Origin of the sequence: Cobetia sp. 2AS (assembly GCF_029846355.1) — a bacterium.
GTDB lineage: Bacteria > Pseudomonadota > Gammaproteobacteria > Pseudomonadales > Halomonadaceae > Cobetia > Cobetia amphilecti.
The window spans coordinates 345874-361713 of the sequence record NZ_JARWKQ010000002.1 but is presented as its reverse complement, the minus strand read 5'-3'; the positions used below and the strand labels follow the sequence as shown (position 1 = coordinate 361713).

General features: G+C 62.9%; 13 protein-coding genes and 1 pseudogene. 9 read left to right on the top strand and 5 right to left on the bottom strand.

The genetic code is table 11. From position 1 onward, the window contains the following. Window positions 1–11: 11 nt before the first annotated feature. The 3 genes from QD356_RS06675 to QD356_RS06665 form a co-directional block, all read right to left on the bottom strand. Complete coding sequence (locus tag QD356_RS06675) at window positions 12–1019, bottom strand: alcohol dehydrogenase catalytic domain-containing protein (protein ID WP_192839229.1); 1008 nt, start codon at window positions 1017–1019, stop codon at window positions 12–14. A 120-nt stretch (window positions 1020–1139) separates the two neighbouring features. Next, window positions 1140–2054, bottom strand: coding sequence for a TIGR03571 family LLM class oxidoreductase (locus tag QD356_RS06670; protein ID WP_192839228.1), 915 nt, complete (start codon window positions 2052–2054; stop codon window positions 1140–1142). 108 nt (window positions 2055–2162) lie between these two features. After that, a complete protein-coding gene (locus tag QD356_RS06665) occupies window positions 2163–3344 on the bottom strand; it encodes an MFS transporter (RefSeq protein ID WP_054557192.1) in 1182 nt (393 codons plus the stop codon). A 437-nt stretch (window positions 3345–3781) separates the two neighbouring features. Here QD356_RS06665 and QD356_RS06660 point away from each other — a divergent pair, with 437 nt between their 5' ends. From QD356_RS06660 to QD356_RS06630, 7 genes and pseudogenes are all read left to right on the top strand, one after another. Further along, complete coding sequence (locus tag QD356_RS06660) at window positions 3782–4054, top strand: hypothetical protein (protein WP_192839227.1); 273 nt, start codon at window positions 3782–3784, stop codon at window positions 4052–4054. 74 nt (window positions 4055–4128) lie between these two features. Beyond that, window positions 4129–5550, top strand: a complete 1422-nt coding sequence (locus tag QD356_RS06655; RefSeq protein WP_225996657.1) for a sodium:solute symporter family protein — start codon at window positions 4129–4131, stop codon at window positions 5548–5550. Between the two features lie 217 nt (window positions 5551–5767). Beyond that, complete coding sequence (locus tag QD356_RS06650; protein WP_192839226.1) at window positions 5768–6997, top strand: diguanylate cyclase; 1230 nt, start codon at window positions 5768–5770, stop codon at window positions 6995–6997. Between the two features lie 170 nt (window positions 6998–7167). After that, entirely contained in the window at window positions 7168–8229 is a 1062-nt protein-coding gene (locus tag QD356_RS06645; protein ID WP_192839225.1) for a helix-turn-helix domain-containing protein, read from the top strand. A 205-nt stretch (window positions 8230–8434) separates the two neighbouring features. Continuing rightward, a pseudogene (locus QD356_RS06640) lies at window positions 8435–9055 on the top strand (trimeric intracellular cation channel family protein); the annotation flags it as partial. 415 nt (window positions 9056–9470) lie between these two features. Beyond that, window positions 9471–10361: a LysR family transcriptional regulator gene (locus tag QD356_RS06635; RefSeq protein ID WP_153635964.1), complete on the top strand. Its 891-nt coding sequence runs from the start codon at window positions 9471–9473 to the stop codon at window positions 10359–10361. A gap of 248 nt (window positions 10362–10609) precedes the next feature. Beyond that, window positions 10610–12031 (top strand): nuclease-related domain-containing protein, encoded by a 1422-nt coding sequence (locus tag QD356_RS06630; RefSeq protein ID WP_192839223.1) that lies wholly within the window; start codon window positions 10610–10612, stop codon window positions 12029–12031. A gap of 110 nt (window positions 12032–12141) precedes the next feature. On the opposite strand, the gene QD356_RS06625 is transcribed toward QD356_RS06630, so the two are convergent. Both QD356_RS06625 and trxA read right to left on the bottom strand, forming a co-directional pair. Next, the gene (locus tag QD356_RS06625; protein WP_192839222.1) at window positions 12142–13260 is read right to left on the bottom strand and encodes an L-dopachrome tautomerase-related protein; all 1119 of its coding nucleotides are present in this window, start codon (window positions 13258–13260) and stop codon (window positions 12142–12144) included. Between the two features lie 201 nt (window positions 13261–13461). Continuing rightward, entirely contained in the window at window positions 13462–13785 is a 324-nt protein-coding gene (gene trxA / locus QD356_RS06620) for a thioredoxin (RefSeq protein WP_054557199.1), read from the bottom strand. A gap of 486 nt (window positions 13786–14271) precedes the next feature. Between trxA and QD356_RS06615 the strand changes: the two genes are divergently transcribed. After that, window positions 14272–14676 carry a metalloregulator ArsR/SmtB family transcription factor gene (locus QD356_RS06615; RefSeq protein WP_225996645.1) on the top strand — a complete coding sequence of 135 codons (405 nt, stop codon included), beginning with the start codon at window positions 14272–14274 and terminating at the stop codon, window positions 14674–14676. Window positions 14677–14790: 114 nt separating this feature from the next. Next, window positions 14791–15840 carry an ArsJ-associated glyceraldehyde-3-phosphate dehydrogenase gene (locus tag QD356_RS06610; RefSeq protein WP_192839362.1) on the top strand — a complete coding sequence of 350 codons (1050 nt, stop codon included), beginning with the start codon at window positions 14791–14793 and terminating at the stop codon, window positions 15838–15840.

Below are 15840 nucleotides of genomic sequence, written 5' to 3'. Positions count from 1 at the left end.
CGCCATGCGCCTCATTCGTTGGCCGTGATCACGAATTTCAGGGCGCGACGCTCACCACTCTTCAGTTCGGCGAGGCAGGCCGGCAGCGCCGTGAACGGCTCGATGCAGGGCGCCGGCTGGTTCATGGAGCCATCGGCGATCGCTTCGAGCAGACCTTCCCCCGCCTCGACCAGGCGTGCCCAGTCCTCGTCGTCACCCGCCCAGTGCAGCGCACCCAGCGCAACTTCATGCTGCGAGATGGCGCGATCGAAGGCCGGCGCGGCCGCCTGCTCCAGACGGTCCTGGATGCAGACGATGTGGCCATTGGCCCCCAGATGGCGGGTCATCTTGTGGGCGTGATCGCCATTGACGGTATCGATCACGGCGAAGACCGGCGCGTCCAGCTGCTCGGCGTCCGCAAGCGTCTCGTCGGCGCCCAGCGCCTTGAGGTCCGCGTGGCGCTTCTCGGAGGCAACGCCAATGACGTGGAAGTTGCGCTGTCTGGCCAGCTGGATCAACCAGCGGCCCACGCTGCCGGAGGCGCCGGTGATCAGCAGGCGTCGGCCGGCCTTGATGGGCAGCTTGTCGATGGCAAGCCAGGCGGTCAGTGCCGGACACGGGAAGGCGGCGGCGTCATTGAAGCCCAGGGTGACGGGCAGGCGCATCACGGCGCGCGCCGGCACACGCAGGCGTTTGCTGAAGGTGCCTGGCCCTGCCAGGGTGGTGTGGACCGCGATGCGATCGCCCGGCGATACGTGGCGGACATTGGCACCGCAGGCGATCACCTCGCCGGAGGCATCGACGCCGGGAATCTGGCCGGCTTGCCACAGCTCGCTGTCCATCGCCATGAACTTCCAGTCGACGGGATTGAGGCCGATGGCACGCGTGGCGACCAGTACCTCGTCGTCTCCCGGCGCGCCGATGTCCACCTCTGACTGCTCGAGCGCCTCAGGCTCGCCCGGGCCTTGCCATACCCAGGCGGGTGCCCGAGTGGCGCTGTGACTGATGTCTTGTGTGGTGGTCTCTGTGGAATCTGACATGGGATCTCCTTGCAGCGTGAACGATGAATCCTTTCCGCCATGGCGGGGGCAGGCCGCGCGACCCGCCCGGCTTACCAGTGCGCTCAGTCAGCCGGGCAGATCAGTACAACCCTTGCGCCCTCATGAGAAGTGCGGCAGCACCTCACGCCCCAGTTCCTCGAGGGTTTCCGTGAGCGGGCGGCGATTGCGACGCAGGTGGAAGCCGATGTGATTCACCCCGGCATCCTGCATGGCCGACAGTTCTTCCATGAGGGCAAGGCGGCCACTCGACAACCCGAAGCGATGACGACGCACCGGGGCGTGCGGATCTTCTTCCAGATTGAGGTGGATGAAACTGACGTAGGGCTTGTCGCCGGCGACCTGACGCCAGAGCGCCACGCGACGGATGTGGTCCTCCGGCGTGCCCGGGTAGGCCAGCCAGCCGTCCATCTCGCGACCGATCCACTCGGGCGTCTGCTGGGAGAGCCCGGCACTCAACAGCGGCGGACGCGTCGCGGCAGGCAGGATGGCCTGACCTTCGCTCAGGGCGTCGTCCGCCTGGCCCTTGATGACATCCACCGCATGACGGAAGGCGGCACCACGGGTCGCGAACTCCTCGCCGAACAGCGGGTATTCCGCCGGTCGGTCGCCACTGGCGACGCCCAGCAGCAGGCGGTCTTCGCTCAGGGCCTGCACGCTGGCGGCGGCCTTTCTCACCAGCCACGGCTGGCGCAGTGGCAGCACCGCGGCGGCAGTGCCCAGCAGCAGGTTGTCGGTGTGACTGGCCAGATAGCCCAGGTAGGTGAACAGCTCGAAGACCTGACCGGCATCGCCGAAGGCGGGGTCGAACAGCGGCACGTCACGCAGCCAGGCGGCGCGGAAGCCGAGCCTGTCGACCTGGCCGATCAGCTCGGCATGGGCGCGCATGTCAGGCACGCCGAAGGGCGTGGAGGGGGCTCTGTCAGTGCGGACCCAGTCATTGTCGAGGGGCAGTTCGACGCCCAGGGTCAGGGGGCCTTGAGTGAGACGATCCAGCGGGCGGGTCGGGGAGATCATGATGGACTCCTTCAGCAAGCAGGTGGGTAGACGACGGTGCCCCCGAGCCAGCAGGCTGAGCTGTCGGAATCGGGGGCACGTCGTGATGGCGGGAGGCTTCGCGGCGGATCAGGCGGTCGCGATGGAAGACGCGTGACGCTTGTCGAGGCGACCGGCCAGCAGGGTCAGCAGCAGGGCGGCGGTGACGATCAGCGCGCCGATCCAGGCGGTGTCGGTCAGTGCCATCCCGGAGACCACCTGGCCACCGACGATGGAGCCCAGCGCGATGCCGATGTTGAAGGCGGCGATGTTGAGGCCGGAGGCCACGTCAACAGCCTGCGGCACGAAGCGTTCGGCCTGCTGCACGACGTAGACCTGCAGGCCCGGCACGTTGCCGAAGGCGAAGGCACCCCAGATCAGGATGGTGATCACGGCGGTGATCGGGTTGGCGGCAGTGAAGGTCAGCACGCCGAGGATGACGATCAGGCCACCGAAGATCAGGGTCAGGGCGCGAATCGGGCCCATGCGGTCGGCCAGCTTGCCGCCCTGGATGTTGCCGATGGCGACCGAGATACCGTAGACCAGCATGATCAGACTGATGGCGCCTTCATTGAAGCCACTGACGTCCTGCAGCAGCGGGGCCAGGTAGGTGAAGGCCGTGAAGGTGCCGCCGTAGCCGAGAATGGTGATCAGGTAGACCAGCAGCAGGCGCGGATGGGTCAGAACCTTGAGCTGTTGGGCGAAGGTGGCCGGTACGCTCTTCTTGAGATTGTTGGGCACCAGGATGGCGCTGCCGATCAATGCCAGTACGCCGAGGACCGAGACCACGAGGAAGGTGGCGCGCCAGCCGAAGTGCTGACCGATCCAGGTGCCCAGCGGCACGCCGGTGACCAGTGCCACGGTCAGGCCGGTGAACATGATGGCGATCGCACTGGCTTCCTTGTCCTTGCTCACCAGGCTTGTCGCGATGGTGGAGCCGATGGAGAAGAAGACCCCGTGGGCCAGGCCAGTCAGGATGCGCGCCGTGATCAGCGAGCTATAGCTGGGTGCCTGCCAGGCCAGCAGGTTGCCGGCGATGAACAGTGCCATCAGTCCCAGCAGTACCAGCTTGCGATTGAAGCGGCCGGTCATGGCGGTCAACACGGGGGCGCCGATGGCGACACCGACGGCATACAGGCTGACCAGCAGGCCAGCGGAAGGCAGAGAGACGCTCAGGTCCTGAGCGATGGTGGGTACCAGTCCGACGATCACGAACTCGGTGGTCCCGATGGCAAAGGCGCTCAATGTCAGCGCCAGCAGGGCAAGGGGCATGGCAGTTCTCCATCAGCAATGGGTGGGTCTTGGATGCTGTGCAGTCTGCCGTGAGAAACCTTTGTGATAAACGCACGAAATGATGAAAGACTTTTGCAGTTTTCGTAAATATACCCGGTGACGGCGTCCTTTCTCCCCATCCTTGCAGCGCCTGTCTCTGTCCCTGTCAGCTTGTGTCGCCATCTCGATCTCATGCCAGATGGCGCCACAGGGTGACTCAACAGCGTGATTCAACAGGGCGACTCGACAGGGCGACTCAACAGGGTGACTCAACAGCGGGATTCACCAGGGTGACTCCACAGGGCGGGGCGCAGCGGCTACACTGCGCGCCGAGAATTTTCATTCACTCCCTGTTCACATCGGAGATCGTCTTGGCCGCGCCTGACACCCCGTCTTCCTCTCAGCCTGATGCCCGCACTGCAGAGACTCCCTGTTCCTTGCCGCGCCTCGTCATGCCCTCGACCTGGCGGGGCTGGAGCCTGCTGGTGATCTTCCTGCTGCTGGTCGTGATGGGCATCTGGCCGGTGATCGGCTGGATCAACCAGCAGACCCTGTTGTGGGGCATGCCGTCATTGATCATCTGGAGTTACCTGATCATCTTCGCCTGCAGTGGCGCGATGTTGCTGGGCAATTGCCTGTTGCGCCGTCGCCACGGCGCAGACCCGCTGTCGAAAGCGTCCGCTGGTGAAAGAGACGGAGGCGCCGCGTGATCGATCCGCATGCCTTTTCGTCCGTGCATGACAGCGTGCCCTTGCTGGTCACGCTGGGGTATGTCGTCCTCGCCATGGCCATCGGTCTCGGCGCGCGGGGTGGCCGCCGCATGGACACGCTGGAGCAGTGGGGAGTCGCCGGGCGCTCGATGGGGCCCGTGACGCTCTATCTGTTGATCGCCGCCGGCAGCGTCAGTGCCTACACCTTCATGGGCGCGCCGGGCTGGGCCTACAGCAAGGGCGTGCCGGTGTTCTATGTCGCCATCTATCTGGCCTATCTGGCGCTGGTGGCCTGGTACTTCGGCCCCAAGGTGTGGAAGTTCGGCGAGCAGTTCGGGCATGTCACCCAGGCAAGCGCGATCGCGGACCGCTATCAGAGCCCTCTGCTGGGCGCGCTGTCGGCGCTGGTGATGTCGATTGCCTCCATCGCCTATGCGGTCCTGCAGACCATCGGCTCGGCCTACATCCTGCTGGTGATGAGCGGCGGGCGCATTCCGCTCTGGGCTGGCGTGTTGCTGGTGCTCAGCGCGATCGCCGTCTATCTGTTCGTCAGCGGCCAGCGCGCCATCGGGCGCACCAATGCCTTCCAGGGCGTGTTGATGCTGGTCGTTGCCTGGGCAATCGGCCTGTGGGCGGCCTATCTCTCCACCGGCGAATGGGGCTTCAGTGGCGTGTTCACGCGTCTTGAGGCCAGCCATCCGGAGTATCTGCGTCTGCCCGGCGCCGGCGGCGACATGAGCTTCAGTTTCTGGACCACCTCGATCATCGTCTCGATGCTGTCCTTCATGCCGCCGGTATGGACCCAATGGATGAGCGCCGCCTCCGCCGGCACCATCCGCCGCAGTGCCAGCTGGCTGCCGACCTACTATGTGGTGATCCTGCCGCTGGTGGTGGTCGGCTTCATCGGTATCTACAGCCTGCCGGAGCTTGAGCGCGCCGACACCGTAGTGCTCGAATACGCGATGGCCAACATGCCGGTCTGGCTGGTGGGCCTGTTGGGCGCGGGCACGCTGGCGGCCTCGATGTCCTCAAGCGAGCCCTTCATCCACTCGGTGGCCCTTAGCTTGAGCCGTGATGTGCTGCAGCCGGGCCTGAAGCTTGATGACCAACGCGCTGGCAAGCTGGCGCGCTGGTTGATCTTCCCGGTGATGTTCCTGATCGTGGCACCCCTGGCGATCTGGGAGCCGGGCAATCTGGTGATGATTCTCCTGATCGGGCTGGGCTTTGCCTCTCAGGTATTGCCGGCATTTCTGGGCATGTTCTTCTGGCCGCGCGCCTCGGCGGCAGGCGTCATCAGCGGCATCAGTGCCGGCTTCGTGGTCACGGTGCTGTTTACCGTCGTATGGCCGCATCCGCTGGGCCTGCATGCCGGTTTCTGGGGGCTGATGCTCAACCTGCCGGTCTTCGTGCTGGTGTCACTGCTGACACGGCCGGTGGATGAGGCGGTGACGTTGCGCTTCTTCCGCATCGCCGCCCCCTGGAGCCTCAAGCGCTGAGATTGCGCAGGGAAGATCGCGAGCGGAGTGCTGTCGGGGACATCACTTTGCTCTGATGGTCGAGCGTTTAGCGCGACCAAACAGTTGTCTGAAATTTGGACAAGCGTTTGACAAGGTTGTGAACGATTGTCACGTTTGCGCCCGAGCGCTTATTGATCCGTGTCGCCTTGTATAGAGTGAGATCATTGATTGGCTGTCCTCAAGGGAGGGGACGTGAATGAATGATCTGATGGTGCAGGTGGACAGACAGATACAGCGTGAGGGCGGTCTGGGAGTGCATTTCCCGGCCGAGATAGAAGCGCGCTTCGAGCACGATATCCATGTCGCGCGCAGCCACAAGCTTGCCTGCATGGGCGCGGTGGCGATCAGTATCTATGTGCTGTTTCTGCTCAATGACTGGCGCTTTCGCCCAGACCACATGCTGGAGGCCATCGTCATTCGCGTCGGGGTCATGACGCCCATCGCCCTGATCTGCATCTATATGCTCAAGCGGGGTGTCTCGCCGGTATTGCGTGAGATGTTGATGACCGCGCTGGTGTGCTTCGCGATGATCTTCACGGCCCTCTTGATCCAGTTGTCTGTCTCGCCACATTCCTTCCTCGATCTGTTCGCACTTGGCCTTATCGTGCTGGTGGGCAATGTCCTGTTTCAGCTGCGCTTCTGGTATGCCCTGTGCTCTTCGGCCTTCCATTTCGGCGTGATGCTGTATCTGGTCAATGCCCATCCTGCGCCCTATGCCTCGGCGGGTTTCATGGCGTTGATGGTGTTTTTGTCCATCACGCTGTTTTCGATCATTTCCAATCTGCGCAGCGAAAAGGCCGAGCGCCTTTCCTACCTGCTGTTGCTGCGTGAGCAGCTCAGGGTCGAGGAGTTCACCGAGAAGAATGAAGAGTTCCGACGCCTGGCCTCGATCGATCCCTTGACCGAAGTCTATAACCGGCGCCACTTCGACAGTCTCGTGAGCTCCCTGCTCGGCAAGCAGGTCGACAGCCGTCTTCAATACGGCGTGGCCATGATCGATGTCGACCATTTCAAGGCCTACAACGACCACTACGGCCACGTGAAAGGGGACCTGTGCCTCAAGCGTATCGCGACGGCAATCTTTGAAAGCGTGCACCCCGATGTCGATATCGTGGCGCGTTTCGGGGGCGAGGAATTCGTGGTACTGCTGCCATCCTGTACGCCGCAACAGGCATTGGCGCGCGCAGAAGAGATTCGCCGCCATGTTCGCGACCTGGCGCTACCGCATGCGGGAAGTTCACGCCATGGTATTGTCACCATCAGTATCGGGGTCTCTGCTGCAGGCACCGGCCAGGGTTGCAGCTTCGAGACCATTCTCAAGCAGGCGGATGAGGCGCTTTATCGCGCCAAGGCCTCGGGACGAGATCGCTGCGAGCTGTTTGCTCAGCAGGATCCGCAAGCGCTGGGCCGAGCCTTCGCCGGCTAGCGTCGCTTAGGCCGTTCTCGGGTTTCAACCCCGTGCCACTTACCTCCAGTGCCTGACACGGGTAAGGTTGAGGCAAATGGCCACAGGTTGATGAAATTTGCCTCATGTCTGAACCGCAGCCCGACCCCTCTGAATTCTCTGAGATTTCAGAACAGCCCGCGCCATCCCGCATGCCTCCTCTAGCGTCGGCGACGGCGTCGGAGCCCCTCTCTGCGCCGTATCCGCGCCCGGATTCACCGCCGCTGCTGACGCCGGGGACCGCCGAGCACACGCTGAATGTCTGGTTGGTGCCGCGCTTCTCGATGTTGACGTTGTTCTGCCTGCTGGAACCGCTACGGGTCGCCAATCGCTTCGGACGGCCGCTGTTCGCCTGGCGTCTGCTGTCCAGTGATGGCGAGGCTGTCGTGGCCAGCAATGGCGTGCGTATCGACGTCGATGGTGCCTTGTCGTCTCTGGTCGATGAGCCGTCGTCGGGTGGCCAGAGCGGGGCGCAGACGCGCTTGATGGTGGTGTCATCCTACGGACCGGAAGTCAGTGTCGGCAGCCAGGCGCGTGGCGTGATTCGGCACCTGGCAGCCCACGGCGCCTGGTTGGGAGGGTTGGATACCGCCCCCTTCATTCTGGCGCGCGCCGGGGTGCTCGCGGGTCATCGGGTCGCCCTGCACTGGGAGAGCGTGCCGGCCTTTCGCGAGGAATTTCCTCAACTCGAGATCAGTCAGGCCGACTATGAATGGCAGGGCGAGCGGCTGACGGGGTCTGGCGGCGCGGCCAGTATCGACATGATGCTGGCGTGGATCGAGTTTCTGTACGGGCCGTCGCTGGCGGACGCCGTCGGGCGGCAACTGGTACATCAGCGCGGGCATCTGGCCACGCCTGCTGCTGTCAGCACTCGAGACGATTCGCTGCCACGCAGTGTGGTCAAGGCGCTGGCTGTGATGGAGGCCAATCTTGCCCAGGTGCTGACGATCCCCGACATCTGTCGTCTGGTCGGCCAATCCCAGCGCCAGCTGACGCGTCTGTTCATGGCTCACTTCGAGGAAACGCCCAAGCAGCGCTATCTCGGCATGCGGCTGGATCATGCGCGGTGCGTATTGGCCGACAGCAGTCGCAGCGTTTCCCAGGCGGCTCTCGGCGTCGGATTCACGCATCTGGCGCACTTCTCGCGTGCCTATCGTCAGCGATTCGGTGAGCCGCCCAGCGCGACCGCGCGCCGTGGTCAGGCCACGCCCTGAGGCGGGTCATTGTCCTGAGCTCCCTCAAGGCGGCGCGGATGGTGCCAAGGGCGCAAAAAGAGCCGCAAAAGGGAGTATGATCGCGCCGCTGCGGCGAAACAGCGTCACAGCAGACGACTTGGCAGAGGGGCCATCAGGGTTCACGACAAGCATATACGCCAATGTTTCATGCGCACGCCAGCGCACTGCAGGAGGCTTCACGAGAATGAACTGGATAACCTGGCTCGACCTGGCCGGTGTGATGATCTTTGCCCTGACCGGTGTCGTCGTGGCGTGCCGTTCACGCATGGACCCGATCGGCATGCTGGTGCTGGGCGCCGTGACCGGTATCGGGGGCGGTACGCTGCGTGATCTCGTGCTGGGAATCGGCCCGGTGTTCTGGGTCGAGCAGCCGATCTATCTGTGGGTCATCCTGTTGACGGTAATGGTGGCGACGCTCGGCTTTCATTATATCCACCGCCTGACGCGGGTTTTCCTGCCGGTCACCGATGCCTTCGGGTTGGCGCTGTTTACGGTGTTGGGCGCGCATAAGGCGCGCATGCTGGGCGTGGATGGCATCGTGGCCGTCCTGATGGGCACCATGAGCGGCGTGGCGGGTGGCATGATCCGCGATGTGCTCGCGCGCCGTGTGCCGATGGTGCTGCGTCAGGAAATCTACGCCTCGGCGTCGCTGGCGGGTGGCATTCTCTATATCGCGCTTCTCGAGGCGGGTGTTGGCCTGGCGTGGGCCACTGGCGCTGCCATCTTGCTGATACTGGCGATTCGCCTGCCGGCGATCTATTGGCATCTGACCTTGCCGACCTTTGCCTGGGTGATCATCCCGCCACCCCCGCTGGCTTCGCAAGACAGTGGCCAGAGGCATGATCAGGCCCCGTTGCGGGCAGCGGGCATGGAGGGGGAGAGTCGCGAGGGTGCGCACGCCGCCCCAGATGGCAGGCCTCGTCAGCGCTCGGAATTCGCGACGACGCTGGGCGGCTCGATCGGCGCCAGCGATGTCTCGCCCTCGGGTCAGCTGGAGACACCGCCGGCGCCTCCGTCATTGCCGCGGCGCACCCCCAAGGCGCGGGTCAGGATGCTGCGCCCCGGCGAACGCCGCCGTGGTGGGCTCTAGGCGACATCCTTTTGCTGAGTGATTTGATCGGCAAGCCATATTGCAGAAGCGATCATGATGCGGATGATTATTGTGATTTCTGCAAAGATGCATGGGACCATGCATCTTGCACTTTCAAGGAGATCGCAACATGCGCAGCCGTTCGGATGACCTCGAGTTGCTACTGGCCGTGGTGGATAGCGGGGGCTTCAGCGCTGCCGCCAATCGGTTGAACATTCCGGTGGCCAAAGTATCGCGGGCCATCCAGCGCCTGGAAGGTGAGCTGGAAACGCCGCTACTGAACCGCACTACACGCAGCGTGGCGCTGACCGATGAGGGGCGCGGCTTCGTCGAACGCGTGCGCGAGGGCTTGTTGCTGCTCGGCAGTGCCGAAGAGGCCCTGTTGCAGCAGCGCGATCAGCCCAGTGGCCGGCTGCGCGTCGATGCCGCGAGCCCCTTCGTGCTGCATCAGCTGGTGCCGCTGGTCGCGGAGTTCTCGCGCAGCTATCCCGGCATCGCGCTGGAGCTGTCAGCGGCCGATGACATCATCAATCTGCTGGAACAGCGTACCGATGTGGCCATCCGCATCGGCGAGCTGGATGACTCCACGCTGCACGCCAAGGTGCTGGGGCGCTCCACGCTGCATCTGGTCGCAAGCCCTGCCTATCTGGCCGAGCATGGCGTGCCGTCCAGTGTCGCGGCGCTGCAGACCCATCAGCTGCTGGGGTTCCTGCCCCCCAGTCGTCTCAATCGCTGGCCGCTCAAGGGTTCCGCACAGGGCTTTGACACGACACCTCATCTGCCGACCACCAGTGGCGAAGTCATGCGTCAGCTGTGCCTGGCGGGGCATGGTATCGCGCTGATCTCGCGCTTCATGCTGGGCAATGACCTCAAGACCGGCGCTCTGGTGGAAGTGTTGCCCGGCCAGATCCAGAGCCCCAATCCCCGCGAGCAGATCCAGGCGGTCTATTACCGCAACAGTACGCTGTCGCCGCGTATCAGCGCCTTCGTCGAGTTTCTCGCCACCCGCCTGACGCTGTGAGTGGTTGATGCCTGGCGCCCCAGATTTGCCCTGACAACAGCGGATAAAGGGGCGCTGATTTGTCCTGGTACAGAGTTTTAACGATTATCCCGCACCTGAAGCATGGCAGTGGAGTCGGGCTGATTTAAATAAAGTTTATAATCTCTTGATGAAATCTGTTTATTGACGCATGTTGCATGGCGTATTTCACGGGCAATAGCGATATATTGGGCTGACAAGGATGTAATCAGCGCTTCAGGGACGAGCAGATGATAGCCAAGGAAAAAGAGGCCTACAGTGGCGACGATGAGCGCGCCAGGTACGGTCACCGCCAGGAAGAGGATGTGGCCTTCCATCTACGGCGTGCCTTCGGGGATGACCCCGAGGTCGTGATCTTCAATGATCTGCGACTGAAACATGGTGAGGAGAATGCCCAGATCGATCATCTGGTCATGCATCCCTTCGGCTTCATCATCATCGAGTCGAAAAGCATCACTGGTGAAGTCAGGGTCAATGCGGCAGGTGAATGGCAGCGCAGCTATCGAGGCAATTGGTCTGGGCTCAAGTCACCACTGCGTCAGGCGGAATTGCAGCAGGATATTCTCAAGCGCCTGTTGATCGAGCATCGCACTCGTTTGATGAACAAGACCCTGGGGCTGCAAGGCGGCTTTGCCGGTCGACAATGGAAAGTGCTGTGCGCCGTCTCGAGCAATGCCATCGTGCACCGTGCCGATATGGCCAAGGGGGTCTCGGCTCAGGTGGTGAAGCCGGAGTTTCTCCACGAGCAGGTCAGTGGCCTGATCGGGGCGCGGTCGATGGTCAAGCGTGCCTTGCTGTTCGATACGCGTCCGGAGTTCACCAAGGATGAGCTTGAGCGTGTCAGCGAGTTCCTGCTCAAGCAGGATGCCCGTTCGCGTCGCGCGCATGCCGTAGAGACCGTTCGTCGCGAGGTGAGTCGTCGCCCGCCGCCGGCAGCGAAGACGCCAGACGCCGTTGACAGTGCCGCGAGTCGATGGGCGATTAATGAGGGTGGTACCCGCGAATCTGACAGCAAAGCCCTCGCCAACAAAGCCCTCGCTAACAAAGATTTCGGTAACAACGGCGCGGGCTATAGTGCTCATGGCGGCAATGGCATTGGTGACAATGCGCCGGGCAGTCATGAGCTTGACGACCAGGAGCGCTGTAATAAGAAGCCGCGCGCCATGGCCAGGCAGGGAGGCGATTCGAGTGCAGTGGCAGTTGCCATCCCCGCCGCCGCGGCAGTCAATGAGGCGAAGGCAAGCGCCGTGAGCGTCGCTAAGCCAAAAGCTGACACCAGAGCCGAAACACCAGCGACGCCAGCCGAGGTACCTGTCGGGTCGCCAGTGCCTGAAGCGTGCCTGGCCTCGCCACAGTTGAGCGAGCATCTCGACAGAATTACGGCACGCCTGAAGGCTTCCGCCACCACGCAAGCGCCACCGGAAGTGCGTGTCCAGTGCCAGAAATGTCAGGAAAAAGAGGCACTGCTGGGGCGTTATGGCCCCTACGGCTATTACGTCAAATGTCAGGTCTGCAACGCCAACACATCACTCAAGCAGGGCTGTCCGGCCTGCGAGCATCACAGCGTACGCCTGAGCAAGTCCGGGGCGGTCTACTCGGGGCATTGCCCGCAATGTGAGCATGAGTTCGTGATATTCCGACAGCCCGACTGATGGGGTGCCTTGCAGAAAGACAACGCCCGCATTCCTGACCAAGGAATGCGGGCGTTGTCTTTCAGAGGGTCGACGCGACCGACCTCTCTATTGCCGATTCAATTATCGACTCAATCGTCGACGGGCCAGACCTTGAAGATACGGTACGGCGCCTGGCCGCTGTCCTTGCCGTCATTGAAGGGCGGCGTGCTGTCGAGCTGATTGACGGTGACATAGAGCCAGCCGTCGGCCGCCATGCGCACGCCATCCGGCCAGTCGAGACGCTCATCGCGCACCAGCGGCGTCAGTTTGCCATCGGCGCCCAGCACATCCAGCCCATGCTGATTGAGGTTGGTGAAGTAGTGGATGCCCCCGGCGGTATCTGCGCCGTCGGAAATGGGCTTGTCGCCGACGCGCGTGATGGCAGCGGCGATGGTGGCGTGATCGGCGCCTTCGCGCAGCAGTCTGGCCGGTACGCTGTACCAGCTGTGGCCGGTCATGGCGCCGAAGAAGACCGTCTCGCCATCGCCGGACAGGGTGATCGGGTCGACGCCGACCTTGGCAGGCTTGCCATTGAACTGGACGTCCTTGCCATCGATCTTGAGCGTGGCACCGGGTTCTGCCTCAAGCGCCGGGTGCTCGCTGAAGCGGGTGGCCTCGCCGCTCGCCAGGTCGACGGTGATCAAGCCCGGATTGGCGATGTCTGCCAGATAGGCCACGCCACGGCTGCGGTCCACTGCCAGGTCCTGCACGAAGCTGCCCTCGGGGGCGATATTCGCCGGTAGAGTCAGCTTGGTGATCAGCTTGCCCGAGGCAATATCGAAGCCCCACAGGCGGGTCTTGCCCAGATGCAGCCCCATGTCGGTGATCCACAGACCGCCCTGGCTATCCTGGTAGATGCCCAGCGGGGAATCGATGGTGGCGTCGCTGTAGCGGCCAGCATGTGTCTGCAAGGCGGGGGAGGGCCAGGCGCGGTAGCTGTTCTGGCCGGTGATCTCGACCAGCTGCACGTCGTGATCCCCATCCATCGGGTGGATGGTGGCGAAGACCTGCCCATTGGGCGTCACCGCCACATTGCCGGGGCGAATCTGCATGACGGCGACAGAGCGCATTTCACCGTAGGCAGGCCCGGCCTTGAGCGCTGAGGTGGTGGCCGGCAGGGTCGTATGGCCGTTGGCGCAGCCCGTCAGCAGGCCGGTAAGCAGGGCGACCATGCCCAGATGTCGGGTCGAACGGACGGGGTCAGGCATCAATGTTTCCTTGTCGTGGTAATGCTGGTGTTACTGTCGCGATGAGCGAAAACTTGAAGGCAGGGATTTCTCGATGACGATAATTGCCTGAAAAATCATGGGCATAGAGTAACCTAAAGCACCGTGCAGACCAAAAAAACGCCCTCATGGAGGGCGTTCTTCATTGCAGCGTCAGGGCCTTGCGGCCAGCGGCCGATTCGATCAGGCGTGACGCGAGATCATGGCGTCGAAGTTTTCCTTCGGCTGGACGCCGGTCAGGGCTTCGAGCTTCTCGCCGGACTTGAACAGCGCGATGGTCGGCAGGCCACGGACGCCATTCTGGGCGGCGAGGTCCGGTGCATCATCGACATTGATGGCAACGACCTTGAGAGCATCACCCTGTTCTTCGGCGATGGATTCGACGATCGGGTCGAGCATCTTGCACGGGCCGCACCACGGTGCCCAGAACTTGACCAGCACCGGCTGCTCGCTCTCGATGACTTCCTGGGTGTAGTTGCTATCGACGACTTGTGCGAAATCCGCCATTTGTCTCTCCTGTGCATCACGAGGGATGCGTGATTCGAAAGGGCACTTGGTGTGCTTGATGGGCACACACTAACGCCGCTCGACTTTTGTTCGCAAGCGCATTCGCTTTTGAGGCCAGGCAACATATGCGTGCCGTTTGCGCAACAGTGGCGATGGTGTGACCGCCTACCCGCTGGTACATCGAGCCAAGCGACACTCTGATCGCGCTTCATTTGTCCTCCATTCCCCCTCCACTCGCCCTCCATCGCTGCCATCGATTCACGCGCCGGCTGTCATCCAACTGTCATGCATGTGTCACTTGATATATGGAAAAACACATATATGATATTTCGTATGTCACCGCGCTTCAGCCGGCTGGCAGGCAACCTGCCTCGCCATGCGTCAGGTGCTGGTGAGAGGGGGGCGGGAGAGGGAATCGGGAGAGGGAATCGGGAGCGGGAATCGAGAGGGGAGCAAGATGGCTCAGGCATACGCGAGGACATCGCCATGAAACCGTCAACCAATGACGTTATTGATGGAGTGGGAGACCTGGCGGCCCGCCTGACACCATTGCAGGTCTTCAAGTGCCTTGCCGAGGACACTCGCCTGACCGTCGTGCAGCTGTTGGCCCAGATGGAAGAGCTGTGTGTCTGTGAGCTTATCTGGCTGCTGGAGCAGCGCGCCATGCCCATCTCCCAACCCAAGGTCTCGCGGCATCTCGCTCAGCTGAGAGATGTTGGCCTGCTGACCAGTCAGCGGAGTGGCCAGTGGGTGCACTACCGCCTGGCACCTGACCTGCCGGCCTGGTGCCATCAGATTCTCGAGACTCTCTGTCAGGCCAACGCCCGCGAGGTGTCGCGCTGGGTGGCGTGGCTGGAGACGATGCCCAACCGCCCTGTGCGCTGCTGCTGAGCGCACAGGCCGTAGAACGTTAGCCGAATCTTTTCGAACACTCTCAAGGAAATGCCCATGTGTCCTGCTCATAGCGCTCCGTCCTATTCCTCATCCATCAGCGTGCCGGAGGGCATGCCGGCCCTGCGCGTCGGCATCAACGGCTTTGGGCGCATCGGTCGTCTCGCCCTGCGCGCGCTGTGGAAGCTGCGCGAGGATATCGCGCTGGACGTGGTGCGCATCAATGACCCGGGTGGCGATGCCGCGACCTTCGCCCATCTGCTGGAATTCGATTCCGTGCATGGCCAGTGGTCGCCGGGCGCCGGTATCACCAGCGACGCGGATTCCATCACCCTCGATGGTCAGCGCACGGCATTCTCAAGCCAGCGTGAGATCGGTGACACCGACTGGTCGGGCTGCGATGTGGTGATCGAGGCCTCCGGCAAGAAGAAGAGCACCGAGGTGCTGAACGCCTATCTCGAGCAGGGCGTCGCGCGGGTCGTGGTCTCCGCGCCGGTCAAGGAAGAGGGCGTGCTCAACATCGTCATGGGCGTCAACGACCACCTCTACAGCGCCGAACAGCATCGCATCGTGACGGCGGCCAGCTGCACCACCAACTGCCTGGCACCGGTGATCAAGGTGATTCAGGAGCAGTTCGGCATTCGTCATGGCTCCATGACCACCGTGCACGACATCACCAATACCCAGACGATTCTGGATGCGCCGCACAAGGACCTGCGCCGCGCGCGCGCCTGCGGCATGAGCCTGATTCCGACTACCACCGGCTCCGCCAAGGCGATCAGCGCCATCTTCCCGGAGCTGGAAGGCCGCTTGAACGGCCACGCCATTCGTGTGCCGCTGGCCAATGCCTCCCTGACCGACATGGTGTTCGAGCTCAACCGCGAAGTGACGGTGGAAGAGGTCAATCAGGCGCTGCAGAGCGCGGCGGAAGGTGAACTGGCCGGCGTGCTGGGCTATGAGACACGCCCGCTGGTGTCGATCGATTTCCGTACCGATTCCCGCTCCAGCATCATCGATGCGCCCTCGACCATGGTCGTCGCGGGTACCCAGCTTAAGCTGTACGCCTGGTATGACAACGAGTGGGGCTATGCCAACCGCACCGCAGAGCTGGCGCTGAAAGTGGGCCTGGGTGATCTGGCCGACGCCAGCACACAGGAGCGCTGA